21 protein-coding genes are annotated in these 20325 nt (G+C 57.7%); 13 read left to right on the forward strand and 8 right to left on the reverse strand.

Annotated features, from left to right (window positions below):
- Positions 1 to 136: 136 nt before the first annotated feature.
- The 11 genes from SIC15_RS01780 (at position 137) to SIC15_RS01830 (ending at position 11930) form a co-directional block, all read left to right on the forward strand.
- Positions 137 to 1201, forward strand: a complete 1065-nt coding sequence (locus SIC15_RS01780; RefSeq protein ID WP_136630709.1) for a TRAP transporter substrate-binding protein — start codon at positions 137 to 139, stop codon at positions 1199 to 1201.
- 141 nt (positions 1202 to 1342) lie between these two features.
- Complete coding sequence (gene potA, locus SIC15_RS01785) at positions 1343 to 2458, forward strand: spermidine/putrescine ABC transporter ATP-binding protein PotA (protein ID WP_412536949.1); 1116 nt, start codon at positions 1343 to 1345, stop codon at positions 2456 to 2458.
- A complete protein-coding gene (potB, locus tag SIC15_RS01790; protein WP_209399189.1) occupies positions 2451 to 3308 on the forward strand; it encodes a spermidine/putrescine ABC transporter permease PotB in 858 nt (285 codons plus the stop codon). Before potA ends, potB begins: the two co-directional genes overlap by 8 nt.
- Complete coding sequence (potC, locus tag SIC15_RS01795) at positions 3308 to 4078, forward strand: spermidine/putrescine ABC transporter permease PotC (RefSeq protein WP_412536950.1); 771 nt, start codon at positions 3308 to 3310, stop codon at positions 4076 to 4078. The genes potB and potC overlap by 1 nt, the downstream gene beginning before the upstream one ends.
- The gene (locus SIC15_RS01800; protein WP_412536951.1) at positions 4075 to 5115 is read left to right on the forward strand and encodes an extracellular solute-binding protein; all 1041 of its coding nucleotides are present in this window, start codon (positions 4075 to 4077) and stop codon (positions 5113 to 5115) included. The genes potC and SIC15_RS01800 overlap by 4 nt, the downstream gene beginning before the upstream one ends.
- A gap of 156 nt (positions 5116 to 5271) precedes the next feature.
- Positions 5272 to 6351, forward strand: coding sequence for an extracellular solute-binding protein (locus SIC15_RS01805; RefSeq protein ID WP_370686230.1), 1080 nt, complete (start codon positions 5272 to 5274; stop codon positions 6349 to 6351).
- Between the two features lie 5 nt (positions 6352 to 6356).
- Positions 6357 to 7451: an ABC transporter ATP-binding protein gene (locus tag SIC15_RS01810; protein ID WP_412536952.1), complete on the forward strand. Its 1095-nt coding sequence runs from the start codon at positions 6357 to 6359 to the stop codon at positions 7449 to 7451.
- Positions 7448 to 8308, forward strand: coding sequence for an ABC transporter permease (locus tag SIC15_RS01815; protein WP_412536953.1), 861 nt, complete (start codon positions 7448 to 7450; stop codon positions 8306 to 8308). Before SIC15_RS01810 ends, SIC15_RS01815 begins: the two co-directional genes overlap by 4 nt.
- Positions 8309 to 8324: 16 nt before the next feature.
- A complete protein-coding gene (locus SIC15_RS01820; protein WP_136630714.1) occupies positions 8325 to 9176 on the forward strand; it encodes an ABC transporter permease in 852 nt (283 codons plus the stop codon).
- Between the two features lie 63 nt (positions 9177 to 9239).
- Complete coding sequence (locus tag SIC15_RS01825) at positions 9240 to 9575, forward strand: antibiotic biosynthesis monooxygenase family protein (RefSeq protein WP_412536954.1); 336 nt, start codon at positions 9240 to 9242, stop codon at positions 9573 to 9575.
- Positions 9576 to 9671: 96 nt separating this feature from the next.
- The gene (locus tag SIC15_RS01830; RefSeq protein ID WP_412536955.1) at positions 9672 to 11930 is read left to right on the forward strand and encodes a diguanylate cyclase; all 2259 of its coding nucleotides are present in this window, start codon (positions 9672 to 9674) and stop codon (positions 11928 to 11930) included.
- Positions 11931 to 11934: 4 nt separating this feature from the next.
- Here the strand turns inward: SIC15_RS01830 and SIC15_RS01835 are convergent, their stop codons facing one another.
- The 5 genes from SIC15_RS01835 to SIC15_RS01855 form a co-directional block, all read right to left on the reverse strand.
- Positions 11935 to 12375 (reverse strand): universal stress protein, encoded by a 441-nt coding sequence (locus tag SIC15_RS01835; protein ID WP_412536956.1) that lies wholly within the window; start codon positions 12373 to 12375, stop codon positions 11935 to 11937.
- Between the two features lie 38 nt (positions 12376 to 12413).
- Complete coding sequence (locus tag SIC15_RS01840; RefSeq protein WP_069182709.1) at positions 12414 to 13697, reverse strand: TRAP transporter large permease; 1284 nt, start codon at positions 13695 to 13697, stop codon at positions 12414 to 12416.
- A gap of 35 nt (positions 13698 to 13732) precedes the next feature.
- Positions 13733 to 14326, reverse strand: a complete 594-nt coding sequence (locus tag SIC15_RS01845) for a TRAP transporter small permease (RefSeq protein WP_069182710.1) — start codon at positions 14324 to 14326, stop codon at positions 13733 to 13735.
- Positions 14327 to 14434: 108 nt separating this feature from the next.
- Complete coding sequence (gene dctP, locus SIC15_RS01850) at positions 14435 to 15463, reverse strand: TRAP transporter substrate-binding protein DctP (RefSeq protein WP_136630718.1); 1029 nt, start codon at positions 15461 to 15463, stop codon at positions 14435 to 14437.
- 141 nt (positions 15464 to 15604) lie between these two features.
- Entirely contained in the window at positions 15605 to 16144 is a 540-nt protein-coding gene (locus SIC15_RS01855) for a YqiA/YcfP family alpha/beta fold hydrolase (protein ID WP_136630719.1), read from the reverse strand.
- 141 nt (positions 16145 to 16285) lie between these two features.
- On the opposite strand from SIC15_RS01855, the gene SIC15_RS01860 reads away from it, so the two are divergent.
- On the forward strand, positions 16286 to 16837 hold the full coding sequence (locus SIC15_RS01860) for a glutathione peroxidase (RefSeq protein ID WP_412536957.1): 552 nt from the start codon (positions 16286 to 16288) through the stop codon (positions 16835 to 16837).
- Here the strand turns inward: SIC15_RS01860 and SIC15_RS01865 are convergent.
- Both SIC15_RS01865 and SIC15_RS01870 read right to left on the reverse strand, forming a co-directional pair.
- Positions 16834 to 17841: an LLM class flavin-dependent oxidoreductase gene (locus SIC15_RS01865; RefSeq protein WP_412536958.1), complete on the reverse strand. Its 1008-nt coding sequence runs from the start codon at positions 17839 to 17841 to the stop codon at positions 16834 to 16836. The two genes, SIC15_RS01860 and SIC15_RS01865, sit on opposite strands and share 4 nt — an antisense overlap.
- An 85-nt stretch (positions 17842 to 17926) precedes the next feature.
- Positions 17927 to 18556 (reverse strand): metallophosphatase domain-containing protein, encoded by a 630-nt coding sequence (locus SIC15_RS01870; protein ID WP_194838955.1) that lies wholly within the window; start codon positions 18554 to 18556, stop codon positions 17927 to 17929.
- A 97-nt stretch (positions 18557 to 18653) separates the two neighbouring features.
- Between SIC15_RS01870 and SIC15_RS01875 the strand changes: the two genes are divergently transcribed.
- The gene (locus SIC15_RS01875; protein WP_153637084.1) at positions 18654 to 19526 is read left to right on the forward strand and encodes a hypothetical protein; all 873 of its coding nucleotides are present in this window, start codon (positions 18654 to 18656) and stop codon (positions 19524 to 19526) included.
- Here the strand turns inward: SIC15_RS01875 and SIC15_RS01880 are convergent.
- The gene (locus SIC15_RS01880) at positions 19492 to 20268 is read right to left on the reverse strand and encodes a crotonase/enoyl-CoA hydratase family protein (protein ID WP_136630722.1); all 777 of its coding nucleotides are present in this window, start codon (positions 20266 to 20268) and stop codon (positions 19492 to 19494) included. The two genes, SIC15_RS01875 and SIC15_RS01880, sit on opposite strands and share 35 nt — an antisense overlap.
- Positions 20269 to 20325: the final 57 nt, after the last annotated feature.

Consider the following 20325-nt stretch of genomic DNA (forward strand, 5'->3'; position numbering starts at 1 on the left):
TTACTGCAATCAGTGGTATTCAACATAGCCAATAAACGCCCGGATGACCAGATTTTGGCCTTTTTTAAACTCTCAGGTTACTATCTCCGAGGCATCAAAAATCACAACATAACAATGAAATAGAGGTTCAACGACAATGACCCACCTGCTGAAAGCAACGGTAGCGTCGGCGCTGCTTCTCGCAAGCAGCATCGGCCTCGCCGAGGAAAACTATACTCTGCGCCTTGCGCAAACCTGGGGGCCCAACTCTCCGGTACTGGGAGAGACAGTTCAGCATATGGCGGACATGGCAGAAACCATGTCGGACGGCCGTTTGCAGATCCGCATAGATCCGTCCAACAAGCACAAGGCGCCGTTCGGCATCTTTGATCTGGTGCGCAATGGCCAGTACGACATGGGTCACACCGCGTCCTACTACTACAAGGGCACCATCCCGAACGCCATGTACTTCACCACCATCCCATTCGGGCTGATTGCGCCTGAAATGTACGCCTGGTTCTACCACGGCGAGGGCATGGAACTGATGCAGAAGGTCTACGAGCCGTACGGCATGCTGTCTTTCCCGGGCGGTAATACCGGTAACCAGATGGGTGGCTGGTTCCGCGAGGAAATCAACTCGCTGGAAGACCTGAAGGGGCTGAAGATGCGTACTCCGGGCTTTGCTGGCGAAGTGATGTCCGAGCTGGGGGTTGCCGTGACCAACCTGCCGCCGGGTGAACTCTATACCGCACTTGAGCGTGGCACCGTGGATGCCGTTGAATGGGTCGGTCCTGCCCTGGATTTCCAGATGGGCTTCCATCAGATCGCCAAGTACTACTATTCGGGTTGGCAGGAGCCGGGCGCGGAAGTCCAGTTCCTGATCAACAAGAAGACCTGGGAAGAGCTGCCAAAGGATCTTCAGGAGATCCTGCGGGTCGCCATGCGCACCGCAGCCTATGACATGTACATCCAGAGCACCCACCAGAGTGGCGTAGCCTGGGATCGCATGAAGGAAGACTACCCGGATGTCACCCACAAGGTGTTCCCGCCGGAAGTCATTGATGCCCTGCGCAGCACCACCAACCGGCTGCTGGCCGAGGCGGCAGAGAACGATCCGCTGGCGAAGGAAATCATCGAGTCCCAGCGCGACTACCTTAAGCAGGTTCGTCAGTGGACCAACATTTCGGACAAGGCCTACCTGAACAGTGTGGCTGAGGACTGAAGCCTGACAATACCTGAGAGCCAGCCAAAGGCTTGAGGGCTTTGTCAGTCAAAGGGGCGCCGGGGCTGTAATACCCCAGCGCCCCTTTTTGTTTGCGTCGGTTTCTGGAAAAATAGGCCGCTCATTCTTTGGGCAGCGCCGATGAAACAGACACTGCTATCCCTGAGCAATCTTTCCAAGCAATTCGGTGGCAAAACGGTGCTCGACGGTCTGGATCTTGAGATCTACGACGGCGAGTTCATTACCCTGCTGGGCCCTTCCGGGTGCGGAAAAACCACCCTGCTGCGGCTGATGGCCGGTTTCGAACATCCCGATGAGGGCAGCATCACCCTGGCGGGACAAGATCTCACCCACACTGCCCCGGAAAACCGTCCGCTCAATACCGTATTCCAGCATTATGCGCTGTTTCCCCACATGTCGGTGTTCGACAACGTGGCCTATGGCCTGAAGATGGAAAAGCGCCCGAAGGACGAGATTCGCCAGCGAGTCGATGAAGCGCTGGCCATGGTCCAGTTGCAGGATTTTGCCCGTCGCAAGCCGCATCAGCTGTCCGGCGGCCAGCAGCAACGGGTTGCCATCGCCCGGGCGGTGGTCAAGCGGCCGAGACTGCTACTGCTGGATGAACCGCTCTCGGCCCTGGATTACAAGCTTCGCCGTACCATGCAGGTGGAGCTTAAGCGCCTGCAGCGGGAGCTGGGTATAACCTTCGTGTTCGTGACCCACGATCAGGAAGAGGCCCTATCCATGTCGGATCGGGTGGTGGTTCTCAAGGATGGACTGGTGCAGCAGCTCGGCACTCCACGGGAGGTCTACGAGCGACCGGCCAACCTCTTTACCGCGCGGTTTGTAGGGGAAACCAATTTTTTCCCTGGCACGGTCGAGTCGGTCCAGGACGGCTCCATTACTGTGGATGTCTTTGGTCTCAAACGAACCCTGCGTCGACCGGACTTTTCGGTACGAGAAGGCCAACCCTTGAGCGTGCTGCTGCGGCCTGAAGACATCCGGGTGCTGGATCCTGCCGATGAGCAGGGTGTCGCGGGCAAAATTGTTGAGCGCAACTACAAAGGCAGCACCCTGGATTCTGTCATTCATCTGGACGATGGCACCGAGGTGTTGGCCAGCGAATTCTTCGATGAGGACGATCCCGCATTCGACTACCGCCTGGGCGAGCCGGTCAAGGTCAGTTGGGTGGATGGCTGGGAATGGCTGCTGCCCGGCGAAACCGCAACCGAAGAGGAACTTGCGGCCGATGCATAGCGTTATGCAGCAGCCGTTCAAAACCGCCGTCCTGATCCTGGTCTGGGGTTGGCTCCTGTTTCTGGTGTTGGCGCCGAATCTCCTGGTGGTTGGCGCCAGTGTCATGACCCGGGACCCGGTCTCTTTTCTGTCCCTGCCCCTGAATCTGGATGCCTATCGCCAGCTGTTTGACCCGCTGTATCTGGAGGTTTTTCTCCACTCCCTGTACATGGCGGCGATGACCACCCTGGTGTGCCTGCTGATTGGTTACCCGTTTGCGTGGGCCTTGTCCAAAGTGGGCAAGCAGCGACAACTGATCCTGATCTTCCTGCTGATCGTGCCCTTCTGGACCAATTCCCTGGTGCGCACCTACGCCCTGAAGCTGATCCTGGCTACCAACGGTCTGCTGAACAGCGCCCTGATGTCGATCGGGCTGATTGATGAGCCCCTGCAGCTCCTCTATACCGAGGGCGCGGTGATCATCGGGCTGGTGTATCTGCTGCTGCCGTTTATGATCCTGCCGCTGTATTCGGTGTTCGAAGACCTGAAGCAGGAGTTGCTGCTGGCCTCCCACGATCTGGGCGCGGGTCGGCTGTCCACCTTTATCCATGTGATTGTGCCGCTCACCCTGCCGGGGGTTCTGGCCGGCGTGATGCTGGTCCTGCTGCCCGCCATGGGGCTTTTCTTCGTGCCGGATATTCTTGGCGGTTCGCGCAATCTGCTGGTGGGTAACGTGATCAAGAACCAGTTCCTCGATGCCCGCAACTGGCCCTTCGGGGCGGCGGCCAGCATTGTACTGACCCTGACCATGGCGTTCCTCATGTTCGCCCATCGCCTGAGTAAACGGCGAATTGGCGAGGAGGGTGCCTGATGACACGATGGTTGCCCCGCACCTATCTGACCCTCGTCTACATTTTGCTCTACGTGCCCATCGTGGTGCTGGTGGTGTTCTCGTTCAATGAATCCCGTACCGGTTATGCCTGGGGCGGGCTCAGCCTTCGCTGGTACGAGGCGCTTTTCAATAACCGGGCCATGGTCAATGCCATGTGGAATTCCCTCTGGCTGGCGCTGTCTGCCGCCACCGTGTCCACAGTAATCGGCGCCCTGACAGCCCTGGCCCTGCATCGTTATCGGTTCCGGGGCAAAAAGCTGCTCAACGGCATGCTGTTTGTGGTGATGATGTCACCGGAGATTGTCCTGGCGATTTCGTTGCTGGCCCTGTTTCTGTTGGTGGGGCTGCAGCTGGGCTATGTGTCGCTGCTATTGGCTCATGTCACCTTCTGTCTTCCGTTTGTGGTAATTACAGTGATGGCGCGGTTGAGCGGCTTCGACGAGAGCCTTCCAGAGGCCGCCCGGGATCTTGGTGCTTCTGATTTCACCATGACCCGTACCGTGCTGATCCCGGTGATCATGCCGGCATTACTGGCAGGCTGGTTGCTAGGGTTTACACTGTCCCTCGATGATGTGGTAGTGAGTACTTTTGTGAGTGGCCCGAGCTACGAGATTCTGCCCCTGCGCATTTACTCCATGGTGCGTGTGGGCCTGAAACCCGAGGTGAATGCCCTGGGCACACTGTTGCTGGTGTTTTCACTGATTATGCTGATGTTGTCTCAATGGATTCTGATAAGGAGCAAACGATGAAGAAACTGGCACTGGCCGGCTTGCTGGCAGTGGGATTGACGGGGTGCAGTTCCGAGGAGCCCCAGGTTCTCAACCTCTATAACTGGTCCGAGTATATGCCCCAGGAAGTGCTCGACCGCTTCACTGAGGAAACCGGTATCCAGGTGGTCTACACCACCTACGACAGCAACGAGGCCATGTATGCCCGCTTGAAATTGCTGGATGACAGTGCAGCCTACGACCTGGCGGTACCTTCTACTTACTACGTCAGCAAGATGCGTCAGGAAGACCTGCTGCTGCCGATCGATCGCAGCAAGATCGAGGGCTTCGATAATCTGGACCCGGAACTGGTGAACCTGGATATTGATCCGGAGAACAAATTATCCGTCCCGTACCTCTGGGGTACCACGGGGCTGGCCGTGGACACCGCAGACATCGAAGGTGAGCCTGTCACTGCCTGGGAAGACCTGTGGGAAGACCGTTTCGATGGCCGGGTGATGCTGACCAACGACATGCGGGAGGTTTTCCACGTTGGCCTGCGGGTATTGGGCTATTCCGGCAACAGCACCAATCCGAATGAAATCAAGGCGGCCTATGAAAAGCTGTCCGAGCTCATGCCCTCGGTTCGTACTTTCAATTCCGATGCGCCCCGCATGCCTTACCTGGAGGGTGAGACCGACGTGGGTATGATCTGGAACGGCGAAGCCGTGATGGGCAAGGGCACCATGGAGTCGCTGGAGTACGTCTATCCGGAAGAAGGCATTATCGCCTGGCTGGACAGTTTCGTGATTCCGAAGAACGCGAAGAATCCGGAAGCGGCCCACCAGTTCATCAGTTTCGTGTTGCAGCCGGAAATCTCCGCTTTGATCAGTAAGGAGATCGGTTATGCCACTCCGAACCTGGCAGCGCGGGACTTGCTGCCGGACGAAGTGGCGAATAACCGGGCAAGCTATCCGAACGCCACCGATATGATCAATGCGGAGTTCCAGACCGACATCGGCGACGACGCCCTGCAGGTCTACGCCAAGTACTGGGAAATGTTGAAGTCTGGCCGCTAAGCGCGCGGATTGTTAATGGTCCTGAAAAAGCGGAGGCTGCGGCCTCCGTTTTTTTGCATCGGGTTTCACAAAACTGCAATACATGGTCTATAACTTCCTGATAACAAATGGTTAGCAAACTTCTGAACTTGCCATCAGTAAGGACACGTTATGATCATGCCCTCTCGCTCGACACGGAACCGTGCTTTTTTGCTGTCTGCAGCCCTTGCCACCACAGGTTTTTCTGGCAGTACCCTGGCTGAAGAGCTGCGCCTGATTACCTGGGGTGGCTACGCCCCGGATGATGTGGTCGCCCAGTTTGAGGAGGAGACCGGCATTGATGTGAAGGTGACTCTCTCCAACAACGAAGACATGATTTCCAAGCTCCGTGCCACGGGCGGTGCCGGGTTTGACCTGGCCCAGCCGAGCCAGGACCGGATTGTTGGTGTGCAGCGCCAGTTCAATATCTACAAGCCGATCGATTTCAGCCGGGTGAACACGGATCAGTTGCAGCCGTCCATGGTCAAGGCGACCCAGGATTCCACCGAACTGGATGGCCAGTTTTATGGAGTGCCCTCGGTGTGGGGAACCAGTGGTCTGATCGTGCACAGCTCGGTAGCGGATACCGTGTCTGACTATACCGACCTGTGTGATCCTGCTGTCGAAGGACAGGTCAGCTACCGCCTCAAGCGACCCACACTGATCGGTTTTGCCTTTGCGATGGGTTTGGATCCGTTCGCAGCCTACGATGACCGGGACCAGTACGAGTCGATCATGGCAAAGGTTGAGGACAAACTGATCGACTGCAAAAGCAATGTGAAAACCTACTGGACCGGTGGCGACCAGTTGCTGGCCCTGCTGCGTACCGGTGAAGTGAAAGCGGCCATGGCCTGGGATGCCGGCGGCTGGAAGCTCAATGCCGAGAACCCGGACATCCGGTTTGTGGCCCCCGAATCCGGTGCCCTGGGCTGGATCGATACCTTCGCGATTCCTCGCCGAAGCGAGAACGAAGAAGCCGCCTACAAGTGGATCAATTTCGTGATGCAGCCGGAGATTGCGGCCCGTATTACCAATGCGTCAGGCAACTTCACCGCCTCAAAAGGTGCGGATGAGTTTGTCAAAGCTGATCTGAGGGACGCTTATCGCGAAAGCTTTGATGAAGCCGCCATCAACAATATCAAGTGGTATCCGCCGGTTCCCCCGGGACTGGAAACCATGGAAGGCCAGGTGCTGGATCGAGTCCAGGCCGCGAACTGATCCCTATGGGAATGGATTCGGATCTGTTCTGTGAGGGACTGGTCCGCCGCTTTGGCAGCAATGCCGCGGTGGACCATGTGTCCCTGGACGTGCCTGCGGGCACGTTTTTCTCCATTCTTGGCCCCTCCGGTTGCGGCAAAACCACTCTCCTGCGACTGCTGGCCGGTTTTGACAAGCCCGATGCAGGTGACATCCACATCCGTGGCCAGCGCATGAACGATGTGCCACCAAACCGGCGGCCCGTGAACATGGTGTTCCAGCATCTGGCCCTGTTCCCCACCATGACCGTGGGCGACAACATCGGTTACGGGCTCAAGCGCCGGAAGATGCCACTGGCAGAACGTCGAAAGCGCATTGCCCGGGTGCTGGAGCAGGTTGGCCTGCCGGATCTTGAGCACCGAAATCCACAGGAGCTATCCGGCGGACAACGACAGCGGGTGGCGCTGGCGCGCTGCCTGGTACTGGAGCCCACGCTTCTGCTGCTGGACGAACCCCTCGGCGCCCTCGATCTGAAACTCCGTGAGCAGATGAAGGTGGAGCTCAAGCACCTGCAGAAGCAGTTCGGCACCACCTTCGTGTACATCACCCACGACCAGTCGGAAGCCATGGTGATGTCGGATCAGGTGGCCGTCATGCGGGACGGGCGGTTTGATCAGGTGGCGCCACCGGAGGAACTTTACCGGGAACCGGCCACACCCTTCGTAGCCGGGTTCGTCGGCGATAACAATCGCCTGTCCGGTGAGCTGGTAGCGGTGCGGGATAATCTGGCAGACATCCGTCTGGATGACGGTGTTCTGGTTCAGGGACGGGTGGCATCGGACAACCTCAGAACCGGCCATCGGGCCGAACTGTATATCCGGCCCGAATCGCTGGTGCTGTCAGGTGATGCCCTCAGTGCCGGTTTCTCCTCGATGCAGGCGAAAGTGCGAACCACCCTGTTCGATGGTGCCAACAGTCGGATTGAGGCAGAGAGCTGTGGCCAGCCGGTGTATGCCCGCCTGCCCCAGGATGGCTCGGCACCGAGGCTGTCTTCCGACAGCTCCATCCGGCTGGCATGGAATCCGGCTTTGGCCAGGGTCTTTGGAGCCGACAGTCCGTGAAGTCATCGGTCAGTCGCTTATCCCTCTGGTTGCTGCTTACCCCGTTCCTGCTCTGGATCGTGTTGCTGGTGTTGTTGCCTCACCTCCAGATGTTACGGGTGTCGTTCCAGGTGCGGGAAAGCTGGGACACCATTGCCTGGGGCATTGAGCAGTATCGAAACTTCTTTACCGAGTCCTATTACTGGCGAACGTTCGTGCGTACCGGGGTGATGTCGTTGTTCACTACCTTTTTGACGCTGATCATCGCCTTCCCCATTGCCTGGTACATAGCCCGTCTTGCGAGGGGGCGCTCCAAGGGCATTCTGTTTCTGGCCTGCCTGATTCCGTTCTGGGCGAGTGAGTTGGTACGTACTTACGGTTGGATGATCCTGCTGCGTGAAAGTGGCCTGTTCAGTTCCTGGCTACAGGCCCTGGGCTGGGTGGATGGTCCGGTGGAAATGCTCTATAACGACGTGGCGGTCATTATCGGTCTGGTCTACAACGGGCTTCTGTTCATGGTGGTGCCACTGGTAACCACCCTCGATGGCATGGATGAGAACCTGGTGGAAGCCGGCTACGACCTGGGTGGCGGCCACGGTACCGTATTGCGCGAAATCGTTGTGCCCTGGGCCATGCCCGGCATTGTTTCCGGCTGCATCGTCGTGTTCATGCTCACCCTTGGCAGCTATCTGACTCCGGTGCTCATGGGCGGGAAGGATAGCGCCTGGTTTACCGAGCAGATCTTCACCCAGTTCATTACCCGCTTTAACTGGGAGCAGGGCGCCGCACTGGGTGTTCTGCTGCTGGTACTGTCGTCGGTCATCGTCTGGCTCGGGCTGAAAATCTCCGGCCAGTCGTTGCGGAAGGTGATGGGATGAAGGTGAGGGTGAAGCCATGATCCGTTCCGTCCCCCGGTCCCGTCTGTTCGATTGCCTCTACCTGGCGTACCTGGTGGCGTTTTTCGTTTACCTGGCCTTGCCGCTGCTGGTGACCGCCGTGTTTGCCTTCAATGACGCGCCTTTCCCGTCTCTGCCATGGAAAGGCTTCACCCTGGACTGGTATTTCGCCGACGGCAGCGAGGGCCGTACCGGACTCTTCCACGATGATGGGCTGCTCACGGCGCTCTGGGTCAGTGCTAAAATTGCGTTCTGGGTAACGCTGGTGAGCGTTGCCCTGGGGTGTGTTAACGCCGTGTTGTTCGAACGGGTACAGTTCCGGGGCAAGGAGTTCCTGTACCTGCTCATGCTGCTGCCTTTAGTGATTCCCGGGGTCATTCTGGGGGTGTCGATACTGGTGTTTTACAGCGGCATGGCCAATGATATGTCGGCCGCCTGGGGCATCGAACTGGATCTGTTCCGCCCCGGGATGACTCTGGTGGTAATGGGGCAAGTGACCTTCATCGCGACTCTGAGTACCCTGGTGATTGCCGCACGCCTGCGCAAGTTTGATCCCCAGCTGGAAGAAGCCGCCCTGAACCTGGGCGCCACGCCCCTGGTGGCCTGGTTTACCGTTACCCTGCCATGGCTGTTGCCATCCATTTTCGGAGCGGCCGCAATGGCCTTCCTGATGTCATTTGAAAACTTCAATACCACCGTTATGCTGACAGGTAGCGATACACCGTTGACGGTGGCCCTCTTCAATCGCCTTCGGGAAGGGTCGACGCCCGTGCTCAATGCGGTGGCACTGTTGCTGATGGTGGGCTCTGCGCTCCTGGCCTTGCTGGTGATGGGCCGCTCCTCACGTTAACGGTGTTCGCCGCCATCATGGGATAACGCGACCCGATTGAGCCGGCAGTCACCGGGAGGTCTCATGAAGTTTATTTTCGAAGTGCATATCCGGGAAGGCCATACTGCCGAGGAATATGCGGATGCCTGGGTAAGAGCGAGCGAAATTATCCAGCAGGCGCAGGGGGCCCGCGGCACCGAGCTGCACCGCAAGATTGGCGACCCCAATACGCTGATTGCGATTGCTTCCTGGGAGAGCAAGGAACAGCGGGATGCCATGGAAGGGCAGCATAACCCCGAGGTGGCCGCGATCATCCGCAGCGCTGCGCCTTTCGTGGATATCACACCCATCGGTGAGTTTGAGGACCCGGAATGGGTGGTGGAGCCGCCTCGATCATCGCATAGTCACGAATCACCTTGAGCGCACCGGTCGTATGCCCCGAAAGAGTGCTCCGGATTTGCGGGGACTGGACTATAATCAGATCTGATCGCCCCACAACTCAGGTTTGCCTTCCTGATGCCACAGATTAGCCTGCTTCGTCTGGTTACCGCGTTTCTGGCCTTGATACTGCCTGCACTTACCTATGGAGCGTCTCAGCCGGTAGCCGAAGGTTGGGAGTATCGCTGGGGTGATTCTCCCTTTACCGAGGACGGTGTTCCGGAGTGGGTGGTGCAGGATGCACCCGAAAAATGGCAAAGCATTGGTTTTCCCTCCAATCCACCCGGCCGTGAAGGGCGTGAGAATGTCTGGTTCCGGGTCACCCTGCCAACCGGCGAGTGGCAGGAGCCCGTCCTTTACATCTTCAGTGTCGATCTGATCGTTCAGGTCTGGGTTGAGGGTGAAAAAATCTACCAGTATGGCGAGTTTGATGACCAGGGCCGGGGCCGGTTTGAGGGCTGGCCGTGGCATGAAATCGTGCTGCCGGAGAACTATGAAGGCAAGCCGGTGTATTTCCGGATTTTCTCCAATTACACGGATATTGGGCTGTGGGGCGAAGTCTCCATCATGGATCATCCGGATCTGGTTCTCTACATTCTCAAGAATTCCCTCGAAGCACTGGTCATTGCGGGTTTCGCCACCTTGATTGCGTTGTTGGCGATCATCTTTGCGCTGTTGCAGGCGGAAAAGAAAACTTTTGCGACTATCTCTCTGTTCACTCTCTCATCTGCCCTGATGCTGGTTTCTGAGAGCCAGGCCAGTCTACTGATTGCTTACCAGCCGTTGATGTGGGATTACCTGGCTGCCGGCTCCTATTACATGCTGCCGGTGGCCCTGGCACTGCTGCTGGAGCAATGGCTGACCAATCATCGCCCCTGGGTGATAAATCTGATCTGGAAAGTTCATCTTGGTTACCTGGTGGGTGCATTGCTGGGCGCGCTGACGGGCGTGTTTGATCTCTCGTCTACGTTCCCGCCATTTGATGCCATGTTTCTCGTTTCTCTGGTTATTATTTTTGCCGTCGTGCTTCGTCGTATCGGTAAAATGTTGCGCGAGCAACAGGTACTGCTTTTGGCCTTCGGCTTTTTCTGCGCGTTGCTGATTGTGGATATGGCAGTGGCCCATGGTGTGCTTCCCTGGGGCCGAGTCCCGGTCAGTTGGGGAATGCTCCTCTTCTCTCTGGCGGTGGTGATTATTTCACTGTGGCATTACGCAGGCACCCAGGAGGCGTTGAAGCGGCTGAACGTGTCACTGGAAGAAAAGGTTGCCGAACGTACCGCCAAGGCGGAGGCTCTGGCCCGGCGCGAGCAGGCGCGGGTCCGGATGCTGACCTTTGAAAATGAGAAAAACCGGATTCTGGGCGACGTGATTACCGAGCTGCAGGACTGTCTGGGCCTGAAGCAGGCGTTCGGGTTGCTTGTCCGGGCGCTCCCGGATATTTGCAGCCCGCTTAAAGGCGCCTTTTATCAGCGGGGCTCGGGAGAGCGGTATGATCGGGTTGCCGTCTGGGGATTCAGTCGCCCGGTTCCGCTTCCGGTGATCCTGGATGCCCGCAAAGGCCTCCCGGAGCCCTCCAGGCTGCCGCAACTGAAACAGTGGCAGGGCGCCGATGGGGAGGGGAGAGAGGCCGAGAGCGGTACCTTGTGTTTCTGGGTAAATGTGGAGTCGGCCAGTGCCGGCAATGTGACTGAAGGTGTGCTTCTGCTCGAGGGCGATGGCGTTTTCGGAAAGGCAGAGAGCGAGTATGGTTCGGCACGTCTGCTTACGGCGCTGGATCAGGCCATCCAGAGAATCGGTATCACCCTCTCAAGCATTGCCCTGCGGGAAGAGTTGCAGAAGTTTTCCTACGAGGATGCACTCACCGGTCTGAAAAACCGCCGCTACTTTGATCAGCTTTTCGAACATGAAAGCGCCGTCGCGCAGCGTAACGATTTGTCGCTATCCCTGTTGATTGTCGACATCGATCACTTCAAACGGTTCAACGATACCCACGGCCACGAAGCGGGAGACCATGCCCTGAAGATCGTCGCTGGCATTCTTCAAAAGCAGTTCCGGGAGAGTGACATAGTTTGCCGGTACGGCGGTGAAGAGTTTGTGGTGCTCATGCCGGGAGCAACCTCCGAAGCAGCCCGGGATAAAGCGAACCAGCTGTGCGAAGCCGTTCGCAAGGTAGCTATTATTCATCGGGAGCAGGATCTTGGGGCACTGACGGTCTCGGTGGGTGTTGCCAGCTGGCCTGACGATGCTGAAAAGCCACTACAGATTCTGACCCTGGCCGACAAGGCGCTGTATCGCGCCAAGGAAGCCGGCCGTAATCGGGTCGAAATCTCGGTTTAGACGGTCACACCACCAGAACCGGGCACTCGGCGTGGGATGCAACCCGGTGGGAAACGCTGCCAAGGAACATGCCATCCTTGTCGCTGTGCGTTCCTTTGGTGCCCACGACAATCAGGTCTGCGCCCTTGTCTTTGGCAAAGTCGATGATAACTCTCGACGGCCTGCCCGCCTTCACGAAGCCCCGAACGTGGGTGGCGCCACGTTCCTTGGCAAGTTCCTTTGCGTGATTAACGACTTCCTTGGCGTATTCCGACAGCACCTTGTCCGGAATATCCATGTCGTCCGGGCGTCCTATCGACAGCGACGCCTCAAACAGGCTGTGGTGTTTGTAGACGCATAGGAGAAAAATCTCTGCGTCGGTCAGTTTTTGCAATTCGATGGCCTTGTTCAGAGCATCGAAGGAGGTCATCGAGCCATCGACTGCCACCAGAATCCGTTTGAACATCTTGCTCTCCTTTGTATTCACCCTTCAGGGTGATCAGATCACCTGAAGGCCAGGTCGCGCAGGAACAACGCAATTTGCGGGAACGCAATCAATAACCCGGCAGCGGCTATCAGCATGATTACGAACGGCGGTGTGCCGCGAATAACCTCCAGATAGGGGCGCTTGAATATCGCGATGGCGGTAAAGATGTCACAACCAAACGGCGGCGTTGCCGAGCCGATGGCTACCTGCAGGGTAATGAGCACGCCGACCAGTACCGGGTCGATGCCAGAGGCCTCGATGGCCGGTGCAAAGATTGGCGTCAAAACCAGGATCACCACAATCGGGTCAACGAACATGCAGGCAATAAAGAAGGCGATACAGATGGTAATCATCACGCCAATCGGGCCCATGTCACTGATTCCGACCGCGTCCAGAATAGCCTGGGGGATTTGGGCAAAGGAAATAATCCAGGAGAAGCCGGTGCCCACGGCTACCAGAATAAATACGACAGCGGTGATCAAGCCTGTGGACTTCGCGATTCGATAGATATCAGCAAGCTTGAGTGATCGGAACACCACGAACTCAAGCAGGAAGGCGTAGAGTACGCAAACTGCTGCAGCCTCTGTCGGACTGAAGATACCTCCGTAAATGCCGCCTACGATAATGACCGGGAAGAACAGCGGCCACAAAGCCTCGCGCATGGCTACGGCTCTCTGGCTCCAGGTGGACTTCTCCTCGGTCGGAAGGTTGTTGACGCGAGCATAGATCAGGCAGTAGATCGAAAACATTATCAGAATCATCAAGCCTGGCCCGATACCGGCAATGAACAGCTCGGCAATGGAGGTCTCGGAAATAACCCCGTAGATAATGAAGCCGATGCTCGGGGGTATCAGAAACGCAATGTCACTGGAGTTGATAATCAGCGCGAGCGAGAACGGATCCGAATAGCCGGCCTTGAGCAGCTTGGGCCGCAATGGCGAGCCAACCGCCACAACCGTTGCCTGGGTAGAACCTGATACGGCACCGAAAAGGGTGCAGGAGGTGGCGGTACTGATTGCCAGCCCACCCTTAACGTGGCCAATGAAGGCCATAACCATATTGATCAGGCGGTCGGCAGACTGCCCGCGCGTCATGATGTCCGCAGCCAGGATAAACATCGGAACAGCAATCAGTGAGGCTGGCCGGATACCCCCCATCATCTGCTGGACGAAGGTGCCCATCTGGCCGAAGCCATCAAACATCATTACAAAGCCGACCACAGCGCCGGTGATCAGGGGAATCATCATCGGGAAGCCCAGCAGCAATAGCCCGATCATGATCAACATCATTATAGTTGCCATGATTTCTTATCCTTCCTTTATGTCAGCTGCAGGGTTCATACTTCCGATTCGGTATCCGCGTAACCGTCTACCACCCCGGTAGAGAGGTACACGTCCTTGCTGGTGAAGTTCTTGATGGCCGTGAGGAGGTACTGAATTCCCGTAATGGCAAAACCGATGGGCACCCAGATATAGATCCACCAGATTTCAAAACCCAGCGCAGGCAGAATGCGGCCTCGGCTGTACAGGGTCTGGATATATTCGAACGAGTGGTAGCAAAGGAAGAACATAACCACAGAGGTGAACAAAGCGATGATGATCATCAGCACTTTTCGCCCCTTGACCGGAATGGCGTCGTAAATTGCAGACATCCGGATATGCCTGCCATGGCGGGCCGCATAGCCAATGCCGGCAAAGGTGATCAGGATAATGAGAATCCGGTTGATTTCACCGGAGAAGAAAAGGCCTTCGCCGAACACATACCGCGCAATAACATTCACACAGGTATTGATGGCCATCAGGATGACGCCAACGGCCAGCATGAACGCCTCGACCTTGGCAATTATTTCATCGATGGTTCCAAGAAATCCGGGCAGGCCGGACTCGTAGATGCCGGTATCGTCTTCAAGATCCGGGGAATTCTCGGACATGGGGTCTGCTCCAGAGAATGTCGCTCCCGGCCGGTAGGAAGTCCCCGGCGGGGCGGGGTTAGTACAGCTACCCGCCGGCCGGAGCCGGCGGGAGTAGTTCCATCAGGTTCAGTTGTTCTGAACTTCTTCCAGGTCTTCCTTGAACTGGTTCAGCAGTTCTTTGCCGCTCTCGCCAGTCATTTCGATGAACTTCTCTTCAACCTGGGGCGCACGGGCCTTGAAGGCTTCGATCTGCTCATCGGTCAGACGGGTAACGGTGACCTCATCGCTGGCTTTCTGGATCTTGGCCAGGGCTTCATCGGCGAGACCGTCGATGTGCACGATGATCTCTTCAAAGGCATAGTCAGCGGCGTCTTGCACCAGTTTCTTGTCTGCATCAGACAGGCCGTTGTAGAAATCCTGGTTGGCCATCATGGCGGTGGTGAACCAACCGTGCTTGGTGAATACCAGGTTCGGAGACACTTCGTACAGACCGCCGGACTCGATCCAGAAAATAGGGTTCTCCTGACCCTGGATCATGTTGGTCTGCAGTGCGCCATACACTTCACCCCAGGGCAGCGGGGTCGGTGTGGCGCCAAAGGCAGAATAGGTCTCGGACAGAAGCGGGTTAGTCATGACCCGGATCTTCTTGTTGTTAAAGTCCGCAGGTTCAGTGACCGGCTCGTCCACGGTCACAACCATTTCACCTTCCGGGTACATCTTCAGAAGCTCAAGGCCCTTCTCTGCGTAGAGCTCCGGGAAGTCTTCGTTGATGGCTTCACTCGTGCGGAAGAACTCGATAACCGTATCCATGTCGGTCGGCATCAGGTAAGGAATGAAGAAGATCTGGGCTTCAGGAATCAGGGAACCGGTAAAGCCGGGCGACTGGTTAACGAAGTTGAGGATGCCCGCCTGGGTCTGCTCCATGATGTCGTCGGACTCACCCAGCTCGCCAAAACGGTAAACCTGCAGGGTGTGGTCGGAATTTTCCTCAATGTATTCTTTGAACTTGTAGGCGAACACATCCTGTACGTCGCCCTCGTATTCCTCGTGCGCGTACCGCCAGTTTGCGGCGTTTACAGAATTCGCCATGGTCATCGCAGCGAACGCGAACGCTGAAATTCCGGCCAGTTTTTTGAACTTGCTCATGCTGCTCATCGGGTTTTCTCCGTTCGTTTTTTTGCTGAAATTTATTGTTACATTAATAAAGACTGGCAAAACAAAGAGGTTTTCGCAAGAAAATGGCCAAAACAATAAATTCCGAGGCGGTCGTTTTCGCGATTTCGCAAGTTCATGAAATCACGGCTGATTCACATCTGAAAGGCAGGTTTGGAGGAATCCGCGGAACTCGCTGACAACCCGATCGAGACTGTTTTCCAGCCTGTGGCCATCGGGCACAACCAGTATGGGAAGGCCCTGGTCCCGTGCCAGGTCTAGCACCGGCGCGACCGGTACCACGTCGTCCTCCCAGCCGTGGATGATCTGGCAGTGGCGGGCCCGGATGATCGGGCTGGACTGGGGGTACCTGGCCATGGCAAGGGCTGGCGCCAGGATAAAGCAGCCCCGAACCGGGGTGTCGGAGCTGGTTTGAGCGCACACCCAGCCGCCCATGCTGGATCCGGCCAGTATGGTGTTTGCCGGATTGGCGCCGCTCTGAGCCATGGCCGCCTGCATTTGTTTCAGGCGGGTAGAAGGATCCTTGGTACTCCTGTGATCAATCGCATGGGCCTTGATGTTCGGGAAGGTTTCGGCTTCGGCTTTCATGGCCTGGATTTTCGTGCTGCCCGGGCCGCTTTCCAGGCCGTGGGAGAGGAACACATGGATCGGGGTATCGGTCATGATGAAAATGGCTCCTGCTTTGAACACTGTTTACCCAGGATGATGAGCAGCCAAACCCTTTCTGTCCACTTTGCAGGCTGAGCCAGCCGTCCGATCGGCGCGTATAAAAAAATCAGCGAAGCGAACAGGGAAACGGGATCCATGAAACACCTTAAAAGCCTTCTGATGATGCCGGTATTGATTGCCAGCCTTGTGGGCGCGCCTGTGGCGCAAGCCGATAGCTGCCCGGCGTTTCTCGATCATGAAATGCGCAAACTGCACTCCTCCGACACCGTTAATCTCTGCGACCTGGCGGCCGGCAAGCCGATGCTGGTGGTCAATACCGCCAGCCGTTGCGGTTACACCGGCCAGTTTGAGGGGCTCGAGGCCCTGCACAAGCAATACGCGAAGGATGGGTTGGTGGTGGTCGGTTTTGCCAGCGACGATTTCCGGCAGGAGGCAGATTCGGAAGCCGAAGCAGCGACTGTCTGTTTCAAGAACTTCGGTGTGACCTTCACCATGATTGCCCCGGGTGCTGTTACCGGACCCGAGGCAAACCCTGTGTTCCAGGCCATTAACGAGCAGAGTCAGCCCCCGCGCTGGAATTTCACCAAGTATGTGATTGATCGATCAGGCACGGTGGTGGAGAGCTTTCCAAGCCGGGTGCGTCCCCAGGATCCGGAGCTGATCGATGCGGTGGAGTCTGTGCTCTAGGAGAGTGCCTGCGGGGCCTTTCTGGTTTGAGCAAGGATATCGAGCGCATGCCTGCGCTTCGCGGGATCGTAAATGTCCACGGTAAACATCAATTCATCGACCTCAATGCCTGAAAGGATCTGTTCAAGCTGGCGCTGGATGATGTTGGCATCGCCGAGCAGCTGGAGCCCGAGAAAATCCTTTACGCTGGCTTTTTCGCCGGCGTTCCACAATCCCTCCATGGTGTCCACGGGAGGCTTCATCCAGAGTGGCTGGCCCCGGAACAGCGCGAGAATACGCTGGTAGCTGGTTGTGGCCAGATGCTCGGCTTCCTGCACCGAGTCCGCCGGAATGGCCGGCAGTGCGAGCATGGCGTAGGGCTTTTCGAGCCGCTCCGAAGGTTGGAAGTTGTCGCGGTAGACTCGCAGGGCTTCCCGATACAGTCTGGGGGCAAAATGCCCGGCGAAGGCATAGGGCAAGCCTCGCATGGCGGCAAGCTGGGCACTGTAAAGACTTGAACCCAGCAGCCACAGAGGCACGTTGGTGCCGGCCCCCGGTATCGCCTTCGCGGGCTGGCCAGGCTGCAGAGGGCCAAGCAGCGACTGAAGCCGTGCGACATCCTCCGGAAACTGTTCTGCCCCCAGGCCATCACGCCTGAGAGCCCGTGCGGTTACCGGGTCAGTGCCAGGTGCGCGGCCGAGTCCGAGATCAATCCGGCCCGGATACAGACTTTCCAGCGTTCCGAACTGCTCGGCGATCACCAATGGGGGATGGTTTGGGAGCATGACGCCGCCAGAACCGACCCGGATAGCTTCCGTCTTGCCCGCGATGTGCCCGATCAACACTGAAGTAGCGGAGCTGCTGATGCCCTCCATGTTGTGATGTTCGGCCAGCCAGAAGCGCTTGAAGCCGAGTTTCTCAGCCCGTTGGGCATAGGCCACACTGTTGGCAAGCGTGGTGCCGACCGAATCGCCTTCGCGGACGGAGGCCAGTTCGAGCAGTGAGTATTCAGGACAGTCAGGCATGGAGCTCCCGTTGCAGAAAAGTCATTCGCGAGCTTGCAACCATGGTGCCTGTGGGCGCTTGTTTCAAGATTAGCCCCAATAGGTGCTACAGATCGATCACAATCGGCGGGTTCAGAGGCTTGAAGCTCCCGTTACAGGTGCTGGCGTTCACGTAGAGGCAGTCACCGATCTGTTCCCGACCGTGGTCTTCGTGAATATGGCCGAAAATGTGCAGTTTCAGAGTCAAGCTGGCTACGCGTTCGGCCAGTGCCTCGCAGCCGGGACGAATAATACCCGTGGGCGAATCGATTTTGTCCCGGATACCCGCCGGAGGACCGTGGGTGATCAACACGTCGGTGTCTTCGGGAATACGGGCCCAGCGCTCGGCAAGAGCATCGCCCCGTTCAAGGTTGAACGCCCAGTTGAAGAACACTGGCGTCCATGGGCTTCCCCAGAACTTCAGGCCTTCCAGTTCCACCGGGCTGTCCTGCAAATAATGAGCATGGCGTATCAGTTCGCGAGCTTCGGCCGGCTCATCCTGGAAACACCAGTCGTGATTGCCGGCAATCAGGATTTTGTTTCTGTGGGGTAACTCGGAAAACCACCGGTCGAGATCCTCCAGTTCATCCAGGGTCCCGACGCCGAGGCAGTCGCCGGCGTGAATCAGCAGGTCGCCGTCAGGCACCTGGATCTGGCGATGCATGCTGTGGGTGTCGGAGATGCAGACTATTCTCATGGTGTTGAAGGTTCCGATCGGTGGCATTCGCGCATTATTGTTGAAACTACGATAGCATTTACGGCCCGTTCAGCCCTCATGATTTTCCAGTGATGCCATGCGATTGATTCTGAGCCGGAAGGGGTTCGATTCTTCTGCCGGTGGTTGTCCCAGCCCGGTTTTACCGGACGGTTCCCTGTGTGTACTGCCCATTCCGGATGCCCAATCCCGAATTCGCTATGCCGAAGTCGTTTTCGAAGAACGCCGTCTGGGCAAAATCGCCCGGGATCTCACCGGCGGCAGAATTCGAGGCGGGCATGGCGCCCACCTGGACCCGGACCTGGTGGCCGATGCCTACCCACGTGAGAATGGCTGGCGACCTTTATTAGGGCAAACCGGTTCTGCCCAGGGGCATTTGCGTAATCAGGGGGTTGAGCCCGGTGACTTGTTCCTGTTCTTCGGGGTCTTCCGGCACGCTGAGCTGCATAACCGGCGCTGGCGCTTTGTGCCTGGTTCACGCCCGTTTCATGCCATCTGGGGCTGGCTGCAGATTGGCCAGATACACGTTATTGATGAACTGGCACCCGATGCGTTGCACTGGGCCCGATATCATCCCCACTTCCACGGCCAGCCGGACGCTGGCAACACGCTCTATGAGTCTTCTGATGCCTGCCAATTGGCAACCGGGACAGCGGTCTTTCCCGGCAGTGGCGTGTTCCCGATGTTGCGGGATGATCTTGTTCTCACGGACCCGCAAAGCCGGCTGCCGACCCGATGGCGTCTGCCGGCTGCATTTTTTCCGGGCGAGGACCGCCCGCCCCTGAGCTATCACGCCAGAGCGGACCGCTGGCAGCCCGGGTCACCCTGGTGCTACCTGAATTGCGCAGCCCGCGGACAGGAATTTGTGCTGGATCTGGATGCCTATCCGGATCTGATCGACTGGCTTGCGAGCCTGCTCAGAACTGGCCGTGGCGGCCAGCCCCCTCTTTGAATTTCCGGGCCCCGGCAATGGCCTCTTCGAAAACTACCGGGTAGCCCGCGCCCCCCTCGGCTTCCAGGGCTTCCCGGGTATCCAGATCCCATTGATGAATGGCAGACGCCCTGTCTGCCCGCATGCAGCGTTGCGGGAACCCGGCAATGGTTGCTGCCAGTTCCTGGGCCGCTTGCAGTGCCCTCCCGTCCGGAACGACCCGGTTTGCCAGTCCCATCCCCAGGGCCTCCTCTGCGTTGACGGGGCGCCCGGTCAGTATCATGTCCATGGCTCGCCCATGGCCGACAATGCGGGGCAGGCGGACGGTGCCACCATCAATCAGGGGAACGCCCCAGCGCCGGCAGAAAACGCCAAATACCGAAGAGGCTTCCACAACCCGCAGGTCGCACATCAGGGCCAGCTCCAGACCTCCGGCCACGGCATAACCGGAGACGGCAGCGATCACCGGTTTGGAAAAGTGCATGCGGGTCGGGCCCATGGGGCCATGGCCGGTGCCGTGGGGGTCAATCCGGTTGCGCCGCTGCTCATCGCCGATCGCTTCCAGGTCGGCGCCGGAGCAGAAATTTCCCCCGGTGCCGCACAGCACCGCAACCTTCAGGGCATCGTTTTCCTCAAACTCGATGAATGCCCTGCGTAGCGCATCGGCTGTCGGGCCGTCCACGGCGTTGCGTTTGTCGGGCCGGTTGAGCGTGATGGTGCAGATGCCGTCATTGCTACTGGTCAGAACCGCGTGCTCGGTCATTGCGTTACCCTGCAGTTGATCTGTCTGTGTGATCTTCACCTAAGATAGTAGAACAAG

The sequence above is a fragment of the Marinobacter sp. MIT932201 genome, assembly GCF_047123295.1.
Taxonomy (GTDB): domain Bacteria; phylum Pseudomonadota; class Gammaproteobacteria; order Pseudomonadales; family Oleiphilaceae; genus Marinobacter; species Marinobacter salsuginis.